Here is a 16,474-nt window from a genome sequence, read left to right on the forward strand (position 1 = left end):
AGGGGAGAGGGAGCAGGTTTCCCTGTCCTACACCCCCGAAATAGCGGAAACCGCGCTGATCGCCGCGCTCGACGCTGCCGAACCCGCCGCTGCCGCCGCGGTGGCGCGGGAGGATTTCGCGGGCGCGATGGCCGCGCTCGCCACGCTGCGCGCGCCGATCGATGCGTTCTTTGACACCGTGACCGTCAACGACCCCGCGCCCGACAAGCGTGCGGCACGCCTCGCGCTGCTCGCCCGCGTCCGCGCCGCGGTGCATAACGTCGCCGATTTCTCGAAGATCGAGGGCTGACGATACCCCCCGATCGATTCAACATTCGCAACATTCGCGGTTCCGCGACACGCAAGATCAAGGACTTGGCCACCCCATGACACAGCAATACGTATACCGTTTCGGCGGCGGCGTGGCCGAGGGCAAGGCGGGCGACGGCGTCGCGAAAAGCGCGCAGGACGTCGCCGCGGTCCGCAACCTGCTCGGCGGCAAGGGCGCGAACCTGGCCGAGATGGCCTCGATCGACCTGCCCGTGCCCCCCGGCTTCACGATCTCGACCGAGATGTGCGCGCGATATTACGACGAGGGGCAGGCGTTCCCCGATTCGCTGAAGGCGGAGGTGGCCGAGGGGATCGCGCATATCGAACGCATCACCGGCAAGTCGTTCGGCGACGCCGCCGATCCGCTGCTGGTGTCGGTCCGCTCCGGCGCGCGCGTGTCGATGCCCGGCATGATGGACACAGTCCTGAACCTCGGCCTCAACGACGAAACCGTCGTCGGCCTCGCCACGACCAGCGGCGACGACCGCTTCGCGTGGGACAGCTATCGCCGCTTCATCCAGATGTACGCCGACGTCGTCCTCGAACTCGACCACGGCGCGTTCGAGGAAGCGCTGGAGATCGCGAAGGAGGACAAGGGTTTCACCCTCGACACCGAACTCAGCGCCGACGACCTGAAGGCGCTGGTCGCCGAATACAAGGACCTCGTCGCGAAGGAATGGGGCAAACCCTTCCCCCAGGACGTCCACGACCAATTGTGGGGCGCGGTCGGCGCGGTGTTCGGATCGTGGCAGTCGGAACGCGCGAAGGTCTATCGCCGGTTGAACGACATCCCCGGCGACTGGGGCACCGCGGTGAACGTGCAGGCGATGGTGTTCGGCAACATGGGCGAAACCAGCGCCACCGGCGTCGCCTTCACCCGCGATCCCAGCAAGGGCGACCGCGCCTATTACGGCGAATTCCTCATCAACGCACAGGGCGAGGACGTCGTCGCGGGCATCCGCACGCCGCAATATCTGACGAAGGCGGCGCGCGAGGCGGCGGGCGCGAAGCCGGCCTCGATGGAAGAGGCGATGCCGGAGGTCTATGGCGAGCTGGCCGCGGTGTTCGACCGGCTCGAGACGCATTATCGCGACATGCAGGACATCGAATTCACCGTCGAGCGCGGCAAATTGTGGATGCTCCAGACCCGCTCGGGCAAGCGCACCGCGAAGGCGGCGCTGAAGATCGCGGTCGACATGGCGGAGGAAGGGCTGGTCAGCCGCGAGGAGGCGATCCTGCGCGTCGATCCCGCGATGCTCGACCAGCTCCTGCACCCGACGCTCGATCCGAAGGCGGTGCGCGACGTGCTGACGAAGGGCCTGCCCGCCTCGCCCGGCGCGGCGAGCGGGGCGGCGGTGTTCGATGCCGACACCGCCGAACGCTGGGCCGCGGACGGCAAGGCGGTAGTGCTGATCCGGACCGAAACCAGTCCCGAGGACATCCACGGGATGCACGCGGCGAAGGGCATCCTGACCGCGCGCGGCGGGATGACCAGCCACGCCGCCGTGGTGGCACGCGGCATGGGTCGCCCCTGCGTGTCGGGGGCGGGGGCGCTGTCGATCAGCGCGAAGGACCGCATCCTGCGCGTCGCCGGGCGCGAGATCCGCGAGGGCGACACCGTCACGATCGACGGCACCACGGGCGAGGTGATGGCGGGCGAGGTCGCGACGATCCAGCCCGAACTGGCGGGCGATTTCGGCACGCTGATGGAATGGGCCGACGCCTATCGCCGGCTGAAGGTGCGCGCCAATGCGGAAACCCCCGCGGATTGCCGGACCGCGCGCGATTTCGGCGCGGAGGGGGTCGGGCTGTGCCGGACCGAACACATGTTCTTCGACGCCGCGCGCATCACCGCGGTGCGCCAGATGATCCTGGCGGAGGACGAGAAGGGACGCCGCGCCGCGCTCGACAAATTGCTGCCCGAGCAGCGCGCGGACTTCGTCGGCATTCTGGAGGTGATGGCGGGCCTGCCCGTCACGATCCGCCTGCTCGATCCCCCGCTGCACGAATTCCTGCCGCACGAGGAAAGCGAATTCGCCGAGGTGGCGGAGGCCGCGGGCGTCGCGGTCGAGCAACTGAAGCGCCGCGCCGCCGAGCTGCACGAATTCAATCCCATGCTGGGCCATCGCGGCTGCCGCCTGGGCGTCACCTATCCCGAAATCTACGAGATGCAGGCGCGCGCGATCTTCGAGGCCGCGATCGACGTCGCCGAACGCGGCGACGCCCCGGTGCCGGAAATCATGATCCCGCTGGTGGCGACCCGCCGCGAGCTGGAATTGATGAAGGCGGTGGTCGACAAGGCCGCGGAGGTCGTCTTCGCCGAACGCGGCCGGCGGATCGAATACCTTGTCGGCACGATGATCGAACTGCCCCGCGCCGCGCTGCGCGCCGGGGAGATCGCGGAGGTCGGCGAATTCTTCTCGTTCGGCACCAACGACCTGACGCAGACGACGCTGGGCGTCAGCCGCGACGACGCCAGCCGCTTCCTGGGCGTGTACGTCGAAAAGGGCATTTACGCCCGCGATCCGTTCGTGACCCTGGATGTCGAGGGCGTCGGCGAACTGGTCGAGATCGCCGCCGAGCGCGGGCGCGCGACGCGCGAGGGGATAAAGCTGGGCATCTGCGGCGAGCATGGCGGCGATCCCGCCTCGATCGCCTTCTGCGAAAAGGTCGGGCTGGACTATGTCAGTGCCAGCCCGTTCCGCGTGCCCATCGCCCGCCTCGCCGCGGCGCAGGCGGCGCTCAAGGCGCGCGGCTGAACGAAGGGTGCGCCCCCGGCCGTCGCCGGGGAGCGCTTATATCCGCCGGTCGCGATCCTCGTCGCGAACCGCGGGGTCCGCCGCGGGGCGGGAGAAGATGCCGCCGGTGCCAAGGCTGCTCGCCGCGACGGGACGCTCCTCGACGACCACCGGAGCTGCCGCGCGCTCGCGCTCCCGCTCGGCGCGGTCGCGTTCCCAGTCCGCCCGCTGGCGCTCCCAGTCGGTGCGTTCGCGATCCCACGTCCCGCGATCGCGCTCCAGTTCCGTCGCGCGCTTCGTGGTGTCGGCATGGGCATCGCGCTCGGCCAGATAGCGCGCCTTCCACTTCTTCCCGCCCGGGTGGCTCGCCAGCCCGAACAGCCAGCCTGCGACCAGCGCGACCGCGACCGCGAACCATTGCGTGGGCGTCGTGAACAACATCGTGGCTCTCCCTGTTACGGGCGCATAACGATGGTGGCCGGTCCGCGTTCCTACTGCCCCGGCGCACCGGGGGCGAAGGCGTCGCTGATCGAACAGGCCGCCGGGCCAAGGATGACGACGAACAGCACCGGAAGGATGAACAGGATCAGCGGCACCGTCATGATCGCGGGCAGCCGCGCGGCCTTTTCCTCCGCGCGCATCATCCGCTCGTTGCGGAATTCCGCCGACAGGACGCGCAACGCGCTGGCGAGCGGGGTGCCGTATTTCTCGGTCTGGACCATCGTCGTCACGACCCCCTTCACCGCGTCCAGCGCGACGCGATGCGCCAGGTTCTCGAACGCCTGCCGCCGGTCGGTCAGGAAGCCCAGCTCGATCGCGGTCAGCGCAAATTCCTCGCCCAGCTCGGGATAAGCCTTGCCCAGCTCCTTGGCGACGCGATGGAAGGCGGCGTCGACGGTCAACCCCGCCTCGGCGCAGATCACGAGCAGGTCGAGCGCGTCGGGCAGTCCCTTGCGGATCGCGTCGGTGCGCTTCGTGATCTTGTTCTTCAGGTAGATGTCGGGCGCCTTGTAGGCCAGGATGAAGGTGACCGCGACGAGGCCGTATTTCTTCAACGGCCCCCATTCCGGAAAGGCGTCCAGGGCGTAGACGTACAGGACCATCAGGCCGCCGAAGACGATCGGCAGGATCAGCCGGCCGAAGATGACCGCGACCGCCCATTCCTTCTTGCGGATGCCCGCCTGAAGCAGCTTCTGCTGCGCCGCCTTGACCTGCTCGTCCTGGAGCATCCGGAACGAGGTCAGGAAGGTGCGCAGCCGGTCCGCGGTGTCGTTCTGCTGGACCAGCTTCGCGCGCCGCTTGCTGGTGGAGGCGGTGATGCCGGCCTTCAGCTGTTCGCGACGATCGTTCAGCGCCTTGACCCGCTTGGTCATCGGATCGCGAACGCTGAGGCCGACGTAGATCGCGAAGAACGTCGCCGCCGCCGCGAGGGCGGACAGCAACGTGGCGACGTAATAGACGTCGACGCCCAGGATCTTGGGGGAAGCAGGTTCCATCGATCAGATCTCGAAGCTTATCATCTTGGACATGATGAAGGCGCCGATCGACATCCACACCATCCCGCCCAGGCCCGCGACGATCAGGCGCTGGTCGATGAAGAAGGTCTGCATGTAATTGCCGTTGATGGTCCAGATCAGCACGAACACGATGAAGGGCAGCGACCCGATGATATAGGCCGACGCCTTCGATTCCGACGACATCGCGCGGATCTTCAGTTTCATCTGCATCCGTTGCCGCAGCACGGTCGCCAGGTTCTGGAGCGTTTCCGCCAGATTGCCGCCGGTTTCGCGCTGGATCGCGATCGTGATGACGAAGAACTGGAATTCCGCCGTCCCCAGCCGATCCGCCGTCTCCTGCAACGCCACGTCCATCGTCCGGCCGATGCGCATCTTGTCCGATACCGCGCGAAACTCCTCGCCCACCGGTCCGTCGACCTCGGCCCCGACGACCGCGATCGTTTCCGAGATCGGCAGGCCCGACCGCAGGCCGCGGACCAGCAGTTCGATCGCGTCGGGAAATTTCGCGTTGAACTTCGCCAGCCGCTTCCTGATGACGCGCCCGACCCACCAGTGCGGCAGGCCCGCACCGACGAACAGGCCGACGAACAGGGCCAGCAGGAACGGCAGCCCCTTCAGCAGCAGCAGCACCATCATGCCCAGCGTCATGCCCAGCGTGGTCAGGCCGTATTGTCCCACGGTCCAGGTCTTGCCCGTCATGTGCAACCGCTTCTGCAACTGCGCCGGATTGGGCAGCAGCCGCAGCATCGCCTGATCGGTCTTGGTCGCACCGCGCCCGGTGATCCGCCGCATCTGCGCCTCGACCGCATTGCCGGGAGAGGCGGAATGGCGTTCGCGCAGGGCGCTCAGCCGGCGCGTGCCGGCCTTCTGCGCCGACGGCCCCGCGAGCGCGAAGGCGATCAGGCCCAGCGTGGCCAGCGCGCCGAGCGCGAGGAGGAGGAGGGGCATGATCGGCATGGTCAGCCCTTCGGCCCGCCCGCCTTCTTGCCGCCGTCCTTCCGCGCCACCAGGCCCTTCAGGTCGGTGAACTTGGCGAGGAGCGACGGCCCGCCCTTCGCGCGGCCGCCCTTGCCGACGGGGGCATCGTCGTCGTCCGGCCCCGATGCCAGCAACTGGCGCGCGAGCGCGACGAGCGGCGCGACCGTCTTGGACGTCTTGCCCGCCTCCGCGAACGGCTTGCCCAGCTTGGCCGCCTGCGCCGCCAGTTTCTGGTCGTACGGCAGGACCATGTCGATCTTGCGCTCGATCGACCCCTCGAAATCCTTGCGCGAGATTTCGGGCCCGGTGCCGGGGTGCATCTTGTTCGCCAATACCGTCACCTGCACCCCGGGCGCGTTGGAACGCAGCCAAGAGATCAGGCGGATTGTGTCCCGCGCGGCCGCCAGCGTCAGCTCGGTCACCAGCACCGCGGCGTCGATATCGGACAGCAGGTGCGGATATTGCACCAGCATCTGCCGCGGCAGGTCGACCACGGTGCATTCGAACGCGTTGCGCATCTCCTCCTGCAACTGGAAGAAGGCGGCGCCGTCGGTCATGATCGGCGTGGCGATCGGCGCTTCCGCCGACAGGACCGCCAGATTCTCGCTCGCCTTCACCATCGCGCGTTCGATGAACAGGCCGTCGATGCGGCTGGGATTCTCGATCGCGTCGGTCAGGCCACGGCCCGGTTCCAGGTCGAGCGACAGGGCCGCGGTGCCGAAATGGACGTCGAGGTCCAGCAGCGCGGTGCTGCGCTTGTCGCGGTCGCTCATCAGCCAGGCGAGCGAGGTCGCGATCGTGGACGCGCCCACGCCGCCGCGCACGCCGATGACCGCGGTCGCGCAATGCGGCCGGTCGCCCCCGATGTCGGCGACCTTGGGCGCGCTGATGATCGCCTGCGCCTGTGCGAACGCGTCGCGCAGCGCGTCGGGCGTGAACGGCTTCAGCAGATAGTCCTGGATGCCGCTGGCCAGCAGGTCGCGGTACAGGCGCACGTCGTTGATCTGCCCCGCCGCGATCACGATCGTGCCGGGTTCGCACACCTCCGCCAGTCCGTTGATGTCGGTCAGCGGATCACCCGATTCGGCGAGGTCGACGAACAGGATGTGCGGGCTGGACGACACCGACAGCGTCTGCACGGCGTTGCGCAGCCCGCCCTTGTAGACGTTCTCCGCAGGCCAGCCCATTTCGGTCGCGATCGGACGGATGGCATCCGCGGACAGATCGTCGCAGGTGAAGGCGATGAACGGGGCGCGCGTGCCGACGCCGCCGGATTTCCAGGGTGCGTTCATTACTTTCCTCCCGCGCTCTCGGCCTTGCCCTTCAGCCACCCGCCGCCTTCGCCGGTCGGCGTGGCGGCGCGCAGCATGCCGATCGCGCGCGTGCCGGTCCGGCCCTCGTAGGCGAGCGCGCCCGGCTGCCCGCGGACCAGGTCCGCCGGGTTGGCGACCATCGCGGCCAGGTTGGTGTTGCTGGCGCAGCCGTAGTTGGACGCGGTGTGCGCGTTGAAATTGGGGTCGTTCATGCGCGAATGATCGGGGCACCCCGGCACGATCGCGCGCGTGCGGCTGACGACGATGCGGACCGTTCCCGGCGCGATCGGGCCGTTGGTGACGGGCGCCGCGGCACCGACCAGCAGGCCGTAGCGTGCCGCGACCGCCTGCACATCGTCGTGCGCGCCGCGGCCGGTGCCGTTCGGGTCGTCGAGCGCGACGACGTCGCCGTAGCCGAGGCGCATCGCCTCCATCCAGCCGCCGAGCCGCTGCGCCTCGCCGGGGGCGAGCGCACCCGATTGCGTGGCGACGTCGATGGCATAGTCGCTGCGCTGGACCACCGGTTGATGGACCGATTCGAGCCCGCGATTGGACGTGCCGCACGCCGCCAGGGGGGCGAGCAGGAGGAACAGGGGCAGCGGGCGCTTGAAGTGGAGCATGTCAGCCTCGCGTTCGGATCAGTTGATCGAGAAGCCGGGCGCGGGCGCGGCGGCGCCCTTGCGATCGGCTGGCTTCACGGCTTTGCGGTCGGGGCGGTCCGGGCGGTCCGGCTGGGGAGCCGGGGCGGGGAGCGCGGGCAGCGCCGCCGCGGCACCGATCGCGGGCGCGACCGCCGGGGCGACCTGCATCACGGGCTTCGGTCGCTCGCCGCCGGTCTGCCCGGACTGGAGCTGTCCCAGCAGTACGCGCTGAAGATCGGTCGGTGCCTTGTATCCGTCGGTCGGCAGCACGATGTCGTTCGCGTTGGTCGGCTTCACCAGATACGGCGTGATGATGATGACCAGTTCGGTTTCGTTGCGCTGGAACGCGTTCGACTTGAACAATGCCCCCAGTACCGGGACGTCGCCGATGCCCGGCGTTTTGTCGAAGAAGTTGTTGTGGGTGTTCGACATCAGGCCCGCGATCATGAAGCTCTGGCCCGAACCCAGCTCCACCGTCGTTTCCGCACGCCGCGTGGTGAGCGCGGGGATGCGCGTGCCGCCCAGCGGGACCGCGTTGGAATAGTCGAGCTGCGACACCTCCGGCCGGACGCGCAACGAGATGCGGCCGTCGGCGAGGACGGTGGGGGTATAGGCGAGGCTGACGCCGAATTCCTTGTACTCGACGGTGACGGTGCCCAGCGCCTGGCTGATCGGGATCGGGATCTCGCCACCCGCCAGGAACGTGCCCGTCTCGCCCGACAGCGCGGTCAGGTTCGGGTTGGCCAGCGTCGTGACCTGGCCGTTCTGTTCGCCCAGGTCGATCGCGGACAGGACGTCCAGACCCAGCAGCTTGCCCGCAAGGCCGATCGACGAACGCGTGCCGCCGCTGTCCTTGGTGAAGGAATAGGCGCTGCCCGAATTGGGCAGGACGAACTGCCCCGTCTTCGGATCGAACGGCAGCTGCAACGACCCTGCGGGCAGGCCGTAGCGCGCCGAGGCGTCGAGCAAGGGCAGCCGCGACGTGTCGAAATTGCCGATGGTGCCGGGCGCGCGGCCGGAGGCGACGCCGAACTGGAACCCGCCCGTCGTGTCGCGGGTCAGCAGGTTGCTGCCGATGTTCTTCAGGAAGCTGCGGCTGACCTCCGCGAACTTGACCTGGAGGTTGACCTGCAACGGCGTCGCGGTGCGCAGGCGGTTGACGACCGCGATCTTCAGCGACGGATTGTCCCCCGACATGTTGACGCCGGGGTTCAGCAGGCTGGTGACCAGGCTCTGCGCCTGCGCGCTGTCCTCCGGGCTGGCCACGGTCCCGTTGAGCACCGCGATCTGGCCCACCTGGGTCACGCGGATATCGGCATCGGGCATCGCCGCCTTCATCATCCGGTCCAGCGACGTGGAATTCTGCGCCACGTGGATCAGCGCGGAATAGACGACCCCGCCCGACGCGTCCGTGGCGAACACCGTCGAATCGCCGAAATCCTTGCCGAACAGGTGGATCTGCCGCGGATTGGCGACATAGACGTCGGCCACGCCGGGGTTGGACGTCCACACGTCGACGACGCTGGAGGGGAGGGTGATGAGCTCGCCCTCGCCGACCGACAGCCGCTTCTCGATCGCGGGGCGGGTGACGCCTGCGGGGGGCATGCCGATACGGGCGGGGCGGCCCGCGCGCTTCGCCGCGGCGGGGGCGGCGGCGGCGCCCACCGGGGGCAGCGCGACCGCGGCCATCGCCATGACGGCGGCGGATCGCGCGAGGAGGGTGTGGAGGCGCATGTCAGTTCTTCCCTTCCAGGGAAACTTCGGCGACCGCGTTGCCGCGGACGACGCGGACGACGGGCCCCTTGCGTGCCGGTGCGGCAGTGCCCATCGCGGGATCGGCCTGCACCGCCGCGGTGGGACCGCCGATGGCCGCGTTGCGGGCAGGGACGGTACGACGCTGGAAGCGCGACACGTCCGCGCCGACGACGAACGGGGCGTTGCCCGATTGCGGCGTGCTGGCGAGGCGCGCGAACATCGCCTTTTCCGCCTTCGGATCCTTGCCGTCGCCGACGCTGATCGCGCCCGATGCGATGGCCTGTTCCAGCTCGCCCTGATTGTCCGCGATCGAGCGCAGCGACAGCGACAGGGTGCCGATCATCTGCCCGACCGCGATCTGTTCCGCGATCTTCGGCGTCGCCTCGACCGTGACGGTCGAGAAGGTGGTGACGACGACATTCCCCTCGGCATCCTTCTGGTCGCCGGTCCGCTGGTCGGTGGCGAGCACGCGCAGGTTGCGCACGATCGTCTCGCTGGCCTTCAGCGGCGGACCGTCGCCGCCGCCCTCGATCGACTGGGTCAGGATCAGGTCGATATGGTCGCCGGGGAAGACGAAGCCCGCGACGGACGTCTGCGCCGACACGGGCACCGTCACCGCGCGCATGCCCGCCCCGAGCGCTGCGGCCAGGAAGCCGCGGTCGCCGGGCTTCACCAGCGCGCCCTGCGTCACCGGTTGCCCGGCGGTGATGGCGTTGCGCACCACGGTGCCCAGCAGCTTCGACAAATCGGTGTCCTGCCGCTTGTAATAGGCGTTCTCGACCATTTCCTTGGGCCACGGCTGGAACTTCAGCGCGCTGGCGTCCAGGATCGTGCCGACGGGCAGCGCGCGGGTGGCGACCAGCACCTCCGGCCCGTCGATGACGGGTGGGGGCGCGGTCGCGGCGGCGGCCTGCGGCGCGGGAGCGCCGGAAACCAGCGAGCGCGCGACGAAGGCGGTGATCCCGGCGACGAAGAGCGCCCCCACCAGCAATATGATCTTGCGACTATCCATGATGCCCCTTGCCTCGGAAAAAGGCCGACTTTTTCTCAAGCCCCATGATTACGTAAATTGGTTAAGAAGCGGTTCGCGCAGCGTGAGCAGCCCCGCGATCGCGATCGCGACGCCGTAGGGCACCTCGATCCCGCCGCGGTCCCCGCGCTTCACGCGGTTCTCGATCAGGAACAGGATCGTCAGGACGCCGCCGACGATCGCCATGACCATCAGCATCGACATCAGGTTCGCAGGCGTCAGCCACAGCGCCAGCGCGCCGATCATCTTCACGTCCCCGCCGCCCATCTGCCCCAGGGCGAAAGCGCCGACGAAGAAGGCGAAGGCGATGGCGGCGACGCCCAGCTGGATCGCCATGCCGGGCCACGGATCGAGCCCGATCGACACCCACCACAACGGCGCCAGCAGCGCGATTGCGGCGTTCTTCCCATTCGCGATCTCGCGCGTGCGGGCATCCTCGATGCCGGCGGACAGCAGCAGTGCGCCCATCGTCGCGGGCAGGAGCCAGGACAGAATCGACCATGTCATCCCTCGACGGGTAGACGGGATGGCTTAGGAAACCGTAACCATGACCGCGCGATGACCACGGACCCGTTCAACCCGCGCCGCGCGCTGCCCGCGGACGCGACCGTGGCGCGATGGCGGGCGGCGGACGGCTGGCCGGTGCGGCGGTTCGACCGGGCGGGCGGCACGCGCGGATCGATCCTGTTCCTGGGCGGGCGCGCCGACGTGTTCGAGAAATACCTGGAGACGCTGGACCACTGGCATCGCGCCGGCTGGTCGGTCAGCTCGTTCGACTGGCGCGGGCAGGGCGGGTCGGGGCGGATGTCTCCCGATCCGCTGGTGGGACATGCGACCGACTTCGCGCCGCTGGTCGACGACCTCGCCGGCTTCTGGCGCGACTGGGCGGGCACACGCGCCGGGCCGCATGTCGTGGTCGGGCATTCGATGGGCGGCTATCTGGTCCTGCGCGCGCTGGTCGAACGGCGGATTGCGGCGGACGCGGCGGTCCTGGTCGCGCCGATGCTGGGGTTGCGCTCCCCGCTGGGAGCGTGGGGCGGCGGGCGGCTGGCGGCGTTCCTGCGCGACCGCGGCGATCCGGCGCGCGGCGCGTGGCGGCTGCGCGACGATCCCGCGGCGCGGACGCGGCGGCAGCGGCGGCTGACCGCGGACGTCACGCGTTTCGACGACGAGGATTGGTGGTATGCGCAGGATCCCGCGATCCGCCTCGGCCCGCCCAGCTGGGCATGGATCGCGGAAGCCTTCGCCGCCACGGCGCGGTTGCGCGCCGATCCGCGGCTGCGCTTCGTGGCGACGCCGACGCTGATGCTGGTGGCGGAGCGCGACCGGCTGGTCGACACGCGCGCGGCGCGTGCCGTCGCGGCGCGATTGCCGCACGCGCGACTGGCGCGGTTCGACAGCGCGCACGAGATCCTGCGCGAGGCGGATGCGGTGCGCGACCGCGCGCTGGCCGCGATCGACGGGTTCCTGGACGAGGTGGCGACGTGAGCGTCGGGGACGCGCGCCGGGACATCGCGATCGTCGGGGCGGGGATCGCGGGGGCGACGCTGGCGGCGGCGATCGGGGACAGGGCGAACGTCCTGCTGCTGGAGGCCGAGGCGCAGCCGGGATATCACGCCACCGGACGGTCCGCGGCGTTCTGGTCCGAAACCTACGGCGGCCCGGCGATCCAGCCGCTGACCACGCTGTCGGGCCCGGTGCTTGAGACGGGCGGGTTCCTGCAACCCCTGGGGTCGCTGCATGTCGGGACCGCGGCGGAGGCGGGGCTGGCCGACGCCTTCATCGCGCAATTCGCCGCGTCGGGCGTCCCGCTGGAACGCGTCGACCCGCTGGCGCGCGTGCCCGGCCTGCGCCCGGAATGGAGCGTGGGGGTGTGGGAGCCGACCTGCGCCTATATCGATGCCGCGGGCTATCACGCCGATGCGCTGGCGCGGCACCGGCGCGCAGGGGGACGAACGGTGACGGATGCGCGCCTGGTTTCGGCGCGGCGCGACGGCGGGGGATGGCACCTTGCGACCACCGCGGGGGACTTCACCGCCGACGTGCTGGTCGACGCGGGCGGTGCATGGGCCGATGCGATCGCGGCGGCGGCGGGCGTCGCGCCGATCGGTATCCAGCCGTATCGCCGCACGATGGTGCAGCTGATGCCCGATCCGCCGGTGCCCGCGGGCGTGCCGCATGTCGCGCATCTGGGCGGCCAATTCTATTTCAAGCCGGAGCCGGGCGGGCGATTGTGGCTGAGCCCGCACGACGAACATGCGGTCGAGGCGCACGACGTGCAGCCGGAGGAGCTGGACATCGCGATCGCGATCGACCGGCTGGAGCATCTGGTCGACTGGCGCGTGGCGAGGGTGGAGCGGACGTGGGCGGGGCTGCGCAGCTTCGCGCCGGATCGGTTGCCGGTGTATGGGTTCGACCGGCACGCGCCGGGCTTCTTCTGGTTCGCGGGGCAGGGTGGGTTCGGCATCCAGACCGCCGCCGCTGCCGCGATGTTGGGCGCCGCGCTGCTGCTGGGCGACGCCTGCCCGGCGGGACTGGACCCGGCGCGCTATGCGCCGGCGCGTTTCGGGCGTAGGTAGGATTCCATTAATGGGAGGGTGACGATGGCGCACAAGTTCGTGATCTCCAGGAACAAGGCCGGCGAGTATGTCGCCAAGTTCAAGTATAATTCCGAGACGATCTTCTGGACCGAGGGTTATTCGAGCGAGGCGTCGGCACGCAATGCGATCGCGTCGATCCTGAAGAACGGGCCGGGCGCCGAGGTGGTCGAGGAATAACGTGTTCCTTCAACAGCGTTCATGCTGAGCGAAGTCGAAGCACCTTGCCCCGCGCATAGCCTTCGACTTCGCTCAGGCCGAACGGAGGTTGGGCGCTTCCTCCTATCGCCGCCCCGCCGCCACCGCGGCGTCGCTGGCCAGACGGTCGGCGCGCTCGTTTTCGGGGTGGCCGGCGTGGCCCTTCACCCATTGCCAGTCGATGCGGTGGGGCTTCGCCGCGACGAGCAGTTCCTGCCACAGTTCGGCGTTCTTCACCGGCTTCCTGTCCGCGGTCTTCCAGCCGTTCTTCTGCCAGCCCTTTATCCACTTCGTCAGGCCGTCCATGACGTAGCGGCTGTCGGTCGACAGCACGACGTGGCACGGCCGCGTCAGCGCATTGAGCGCGCGGATCGCCGCGGTCATTTCCATGCGGTTGTTGGTCGTTGGGTTCTCGCCGCCCGACAATTCCTTCTCGGTCGTGCCCATGCGCAGGACGACGCCCCAGCCGCCGGGGCCGGGATTGCCCTTGCACGCGCCGTCGGTGAACGCCTCGACCTTCGTCATTTCGGCAGTGTCGGTCATGCGAAGGCGTCCGGGTTGGCGTCGTACCAGTCGAGGCGGGCGAGATAGGCGAGCGGGTCCTTGCGCATCACCAATGCGTCGGGCGGCGTGTTGAGCCAGTCCCACGCGCGGCTGAGCAGGAAGCGGATGCAGGCGCCGCGCGCGAGGACGGGCAGCGCGGCGCGTTCCGCGGGCGACAGGCCGAACGCGGCGTCGTAGCCGTCGAGCAGCGCGCGCCCGATCGCGGCGGAGGGGTTCCGCCCCTTCGCATCGAAGGTCCACGACGTATGCATGACCGCGACGTCGTAGGCGCGCAGGTCGGTGCAGGCGAAGTAGAAGTCGATCAGCCCGGTGACGGTGTCGCCGCGCATCAGCACGTTGTCCGGAAACAGATCCGCATGGATCGCGCCCACGGGCAGGTCGCGCGGCCAGTCGCGCTCCACCGCGTCCAGCGCGGCGGCGACGCGGGCGTGGAGGCCGGGGCGGATCGCGTCCATGCCGGGGCCGCACCGGTCGAGCAGCGGGCGCCATTCGGCAAGGCCCATGGAATTGGGGCGCACGGGCGCGAAATCGGCGACCGCGCGGTGCATGTCGCCGAGCGCGCGCGCGGCGGCATCGGCCTGCGCGGGGGTGGGGTGCGACAGCGACACGCCGGGGAGGAAGCGGATCAGGCAGGCGGGGCGGCCCTCCAGTTCCTGTATCTCCCTGCCTTCGCGGTCCTTGATCGCGGGCGGAACGGGCAGTCCCTTTGCGGCGAGATGATCGAGCAGCGCCATGAAGAAGGGCAGGTCGCCCGCCGCCACGCGCTTTTCGTACAGCGTCAGGATGAAGCGGTCGCGCGTGGTGTCGACGAGGTAGTTGCTGTTCTCCACCCCCTCCGCGATCCCCTTCGCCGACACGAGGTCGCCTACGTCGTAGCGGGCGAGGAAGCGGCCGAGCGCCTCGGCGGAAACGTGGGTGTAGACGGCCACGGTGCAGGGTTCCCGGTTCGGAAGGTCACAGAAAGTCGCATGGTCGGGCGTGTACGATGAGGATTGCGGGGTCGGTGGAAAATTGGTCCGGGAAGCTGTGCCACATGGGGTGCATGTAGGACAGATGCCGATCGCGATCCCCTCCCTTGAAAGGGAGGGGAGGAGATCAGGCGGCGGCTTCCAGCCCGCGGGGCAGCTTGAACGCCACCGTCTCGCGCGTCGTCTCCTCCTCGCGCTCGGTCACGTCGAAGCGGGTCGACAGCAAGGCGACGAGTTCGCGTACCAGCACCTCCGGCGCGGAGGCGCCCGCGGTGATGCCGAGCGTGCCGACGCCGTCGAGCATCGACCAGTCGAGGTCGGCGGCGCGCTGGATCAGCGCGGCGCGCACGCCCTGCCGCTCCGCGACCTCGACCAGCCGGACCGAGTTGGACGAATTGGGCGCGCCGATCACCAGCACCGCGTCGCACGCCGCCGCGATCGCCTTCACCGCCGCCTGCCGGTTCGACGTGGCGTAGCAGATGTCCTCGCCCTTGGGCGCCTGGATCGACGGGAAGCGGCGCTGGAGCGTCTCCACCACCGCGGCGGTATCGTCGACCGACAGCGTCGTCTGCGTCAGGAAGGCCAGGTTGTCGGGGTCCGCGGGCGTCAGCGCCTCCGCATCCGCGACATCCTCCACCAGCGTCATCGCGCCCGCGGGCACCTGACCGAAGGTGCCGATGACCTCGGGATGGCCCTGGTGCCCGATGAAGACGATGTGGCGGCCCATCGCGACCAGCCGCTCCGCCTGGCGATGCACCTTGCTGACCAGGGGGCAGGTGGCGTCGAGATAGTCCAGCCCGCGCGACTGCGCGTCGGCGGGCACCGACTTGGGCACGCCGTGCGCGCTGAAGACGACGGGGGCGCCGTCGGGCACCTCGTCCAGTTCCTCGACGAACACCGCGCCCTGCGCCTTCAGCGTGTCGACGACGTATTTGTTGTGCACGATCTCGTGCCGGACGTACACGGGCGCGCCGTGCTTCTCGATCGCGAGTTCGACGATGCGGATCGCGCGGTCCACGCCGGCGCAGAAGCCGCGCGGCGCGGCGATCAGCAGGTCCAGCGGGCGGCGTTCCTGAACGATATCGGCCATGGCGGCGCACTTACGCGAATGCTTGCCCCGGCGAAAGCCGGTTCCTATGAGTCGCGCGCGCCGTGCGGCGCCAGTCGCTTTTGCCGTAAGGACACCCCCGCCCGTGACGTTCCAGAAGCTCGCCGTCCCGATCCTGCTGCTCGCGGGCGTCGCGGGATGCGCCAAGACCGGCGACATCGACGTGTCGCAGGGCGTCGGCATCACCGCGGTCCGCTCCGCCTGCCCGGTCGTGGGCGTGCCCGCGGGGACGGGCGACGTGACGCTGTTCGACGGCGCCAGCCGGGACGCGCGCGCGATCGACACCACCGCCACGATCAGCAACGTGCGGTCGGAATGCAGCGAAAGCGGCGACGACGTGGTGACGCGCGTGACCTTCGACGTGCGCGCGCGCCGCACCGCGACCGGTCCCGCGCGCGAGGTCGTCCTGCCCTATTTCGTCGCGATCACGCGGGGCGGCGGCCAGGTCGCGGCCAAGCGCGTGGGGCAGGTCGCCCTGCGCTTCGAGGCGGGGCAGCCGATCGCGACGAGCAGCGCGGAGGCGACCTCCGTCGTCTCGCGCGCGCTGGCGACGTTGCCGCAGGACGTGCGCGAGAAGCTGACCCGCCGCCGCAAGGCGGGCGACCAGGACGCCGCGGTCGACCCGCTGGCCACCCCCGAGGTCCGCGCCGCGGTGCTGGCCGCCAGTTTCGAGGCGCTGGTGGGGTTCCAGCTGACGCAGGACCAGCTGAAGTATAACGCGACGCGGTGATGCTTCCCGCCTTTCCCCGATCGGCGGG

17 protein-coding genes are annotated in these 16,474 nt (G+C 69.6%); 6 read left to right on the forward strand and 11 right to left on the reverse strand.

The features are described 5' to 3' along the window. Together ASG29_RS07280 and ppdK are read left to right on the forward strand one after the other, a co-directional pair. Nucleotides 1–289, forward strand: a 289-nt coding sequence (locus ASG29_RS07280; RefSeq protein ID WP_268796216.1) for a DALR anticodon-binding domain-containing protein, incomplete at its 5' end; no start/stop codon positions are given. 76 nt (nt 290–365) lie between these two features. Beyond that, entirely contained in the window at nt 366–3,068 is a 2,703-nt protein-coding gene (gene ppdK / locus ASG29_RS07285; protein WP_055982444.1) for a pyruvate, phosphate dikinase, read from the forward strand. 36 nt (nt 3,069–3,104) lie between these two features. On the opposite strand, the gene ASG29_RS07290 is transcribed toward ppdK, so the two are convergent. From ASG29_RS07290 to ASG29_RS07325, 8 genes are read right to left on the reverse strand one after another with little or no spacing between them, the layout of a single operon-like run. Further along, on the reverse strand, nt 3,105–3,488 hold the full coding sequence (locus ASG29_RS07290) for a hypothetical protein (protein WP_055982446.1): 384 nt from the start codon (nt 3,486–3,488) through the stop codon (nt 3,105–3,107). Nucleotides 3,489–3,538: 50 nt separating this feature from the next. Continuing rightward, nucleotides 3,539–4,543 carry a type II secretion system F family protein gene (locus ASG29_RS07295; RefSeq protein WP_200932393.1) on the reverse strand — a complete coding sequence of 335 codons (1,005 nt, stop codon included), beginning with the start codon at nt 4,541–4,543 and terminating at the stop codon, nt 3,539–3,541. 3 nt (nt 4,544–4,546) lie between these two features. Next, nucleotides 4,547–5,521, reverse strand: a complete 975-nt coding sequence (locus tag ASG29_RS07300) for a type II secretion system F family protein (protein WP_055982448.1) — start codon at nt 5,519–5,521, stop codon at nt 4,547–4,549. A gap of 2 nt (nt 5,522–5,523) precedes the next feature. Next, nucleotides 5,524–6,834 (reverse strand): pilus assembly protein CpaE, encoded by a 1,311-nt coding sequence (locus tag ASG29_RS07305; RefSeq protein ID WP_055982451.1) that lies wholly within the window; start codon nt 6,832–6,834, stop codon nt 5,524–5,526. Then, nucleotides 6,834–7,475 carry a CpaD family pilus assembly lipoprotein gene (locus tag ASG29_RS07310; protein ID WP_055982453.1) on the reverse strand — a complete coding sequence of 214 codons (642 nt, stop codon included), beginning with the start codon at nt 7,473–7,475 and terminating at the stop codon, nt 6,834–6,836. Before ASG29_RS07310 ends, ASG29_RS07305 begins: the two co-directional genes overlap by 1 nt. Nucleotides 7,476–7,493: 18 nt before the next feature. After that, nucleotides 7,494–9,230, reverse strand: a complete 1,737-nt coding sequence (locus ASG29_RS07315) for a type II and III secretion system protein family protein (protein WP_055982454.1) — start codon at nt 9,228–9,230, stop codon at nt 7,494–7,496. Between the two features lies 1 nt (nt 9,231). Continuing rightward, on the reverse strand, nt 9,232–10,263 hold the full coding sequence (gene cpaB / locus ASG29_RS07320) for a Flp pilus assembly protein CpaB (protein WP_055982457.1): 1,032 nt from the start codon (nt 10,261–10,263) through the stop codon (nt 9,232–9,234). Between the two features lie 48 nt (nt 10,264–10,311). After that, nucleotides 10,312–10,788, reverse strand: coding sequence for a prepilin peptidase (locus ASG29_RS07325; RefSeq protein WP_055982459.1), 477 nt, complete (start codon nt 10,786–10,788; stop codon nt 10,312–10,314). 51 nt (nt 10,789–10,839) lie between these two features. Here ASG29_RS07325 and ASG29_RS07330 point away from each other — a divergent pair, with 51 nt between their 5' ends. Genes ASG29_RS07330 through ASG29_RS16385 form a run of 3 tightly spaced genes read left to right on the forward strand, consistent with a single transcriptional unit; the run spans nt 10,840 to nt 13,058 of the window. Then, complete coding sequence (locus ASG29_RS07330; protein WP_055982462.1) at nt 10,840–11,769, forward strand: alpha/beta fold hydrolase; 930 nt, start codon at nt 10,840–10,842, stop codon at nt 11,767–11,769. Then, the gene (locus tag ASG29_RS07335; protein WP_055982464.1) at nt 11,766–12,860 is read left to right on the forward strand and encodes an NAD(P)/FAD-dependent oxidoreductase; all 1,095 of its coding nucleotides are present in this window, start codon (nt 11,766–11,768) and stop codon (nt 12,858–12,860) included. The genes ASG29_RS07330 and ASG29_RS07335 overlap by 4 nt, the downstream gene beginning before the upstream one ends. Before the next feature lie 24 nt (nt 12,861–12,884). Further along, on the forward strand, nt 12,885–13,058 hold the full coding sequence (locus tag ASG29_RS16385) for a YegP family protein (protein WP_082515821.1): 174 nt from the start codon (nt 12,885–12,887) through the stop codon (nt 13,056–13,058). 102 nt (nt 13,059–13,160) lie between these two features. Here the strand turns inward: ASG29_RS16385 and rnhA are convergent, their stop codons facing one another. From rnhA to ispH, 3 genes are all read right to left on the reverse strand, one after another. Then, a complete protein-coding gene (gene rnhA / locus ASG29_RS07340; RefSeq protein ID WP_055982466.1) occupies nt 13,161–13,619 on the reverse strand; it encodes a ribonuclease HI in 459 nt (152 codons plus the stop codon). Beyond that, complete coding sequence (gene thrB / locus ASG29_RS07345) at nt 13,616–14,569, reverse strand: homoserine kinase (protein WP_055982468.1); 954 nt, start codon at nt 14,567–14,569, stop codon at nt 13,616–13,618. The genes rnhA and thrB overlap by 4 nt, the downstream gene beginning before the upstream one ends. 166 nt (nt 14,570–14,735) lie before the next feature. After that, nucleotides 14,736–15,698, reverse strand: coding sequence for a 4-hydroxy-3-methylbut-2-enyl diphosphate reductase (gene ispH / locus ASG29_RS07350; RefSeq protein WP_055982470.1), 963 nt, complete (start codon nt 15,696–15,698; stop codon nt 14,736–14,738). Nucleotides 15,699–15,801: 103 nt separating this feature from the next. Here ispH and ASG29_RS07355 point away from each other — a divergent pair, with 103 nt between their 5' ends. Further along, nucleotides 15,802–16,446 (forward strand): hypothetical protein, encoded by a 645-nt coding sequence (locus tag ASG29_RS07355; RefSeq protein ID WP_235532821.1) that lies wholly within the window; start codon nt 15,802–15,804, stop codon nt 16,444–16,446. The last annotated feature ends 28 nt before the right edge of the window (nt 16,447–16,474 follow it).

Source organism: Sphingomonas sp. Leaf412 (assembly GCF_001425405.1).
Classification (GTDB): Bacteria; Pseudomonadota; Alphaproteobacteria; order Sphingomonadales; family Sphingomonadaceae; genus Sphingomonas.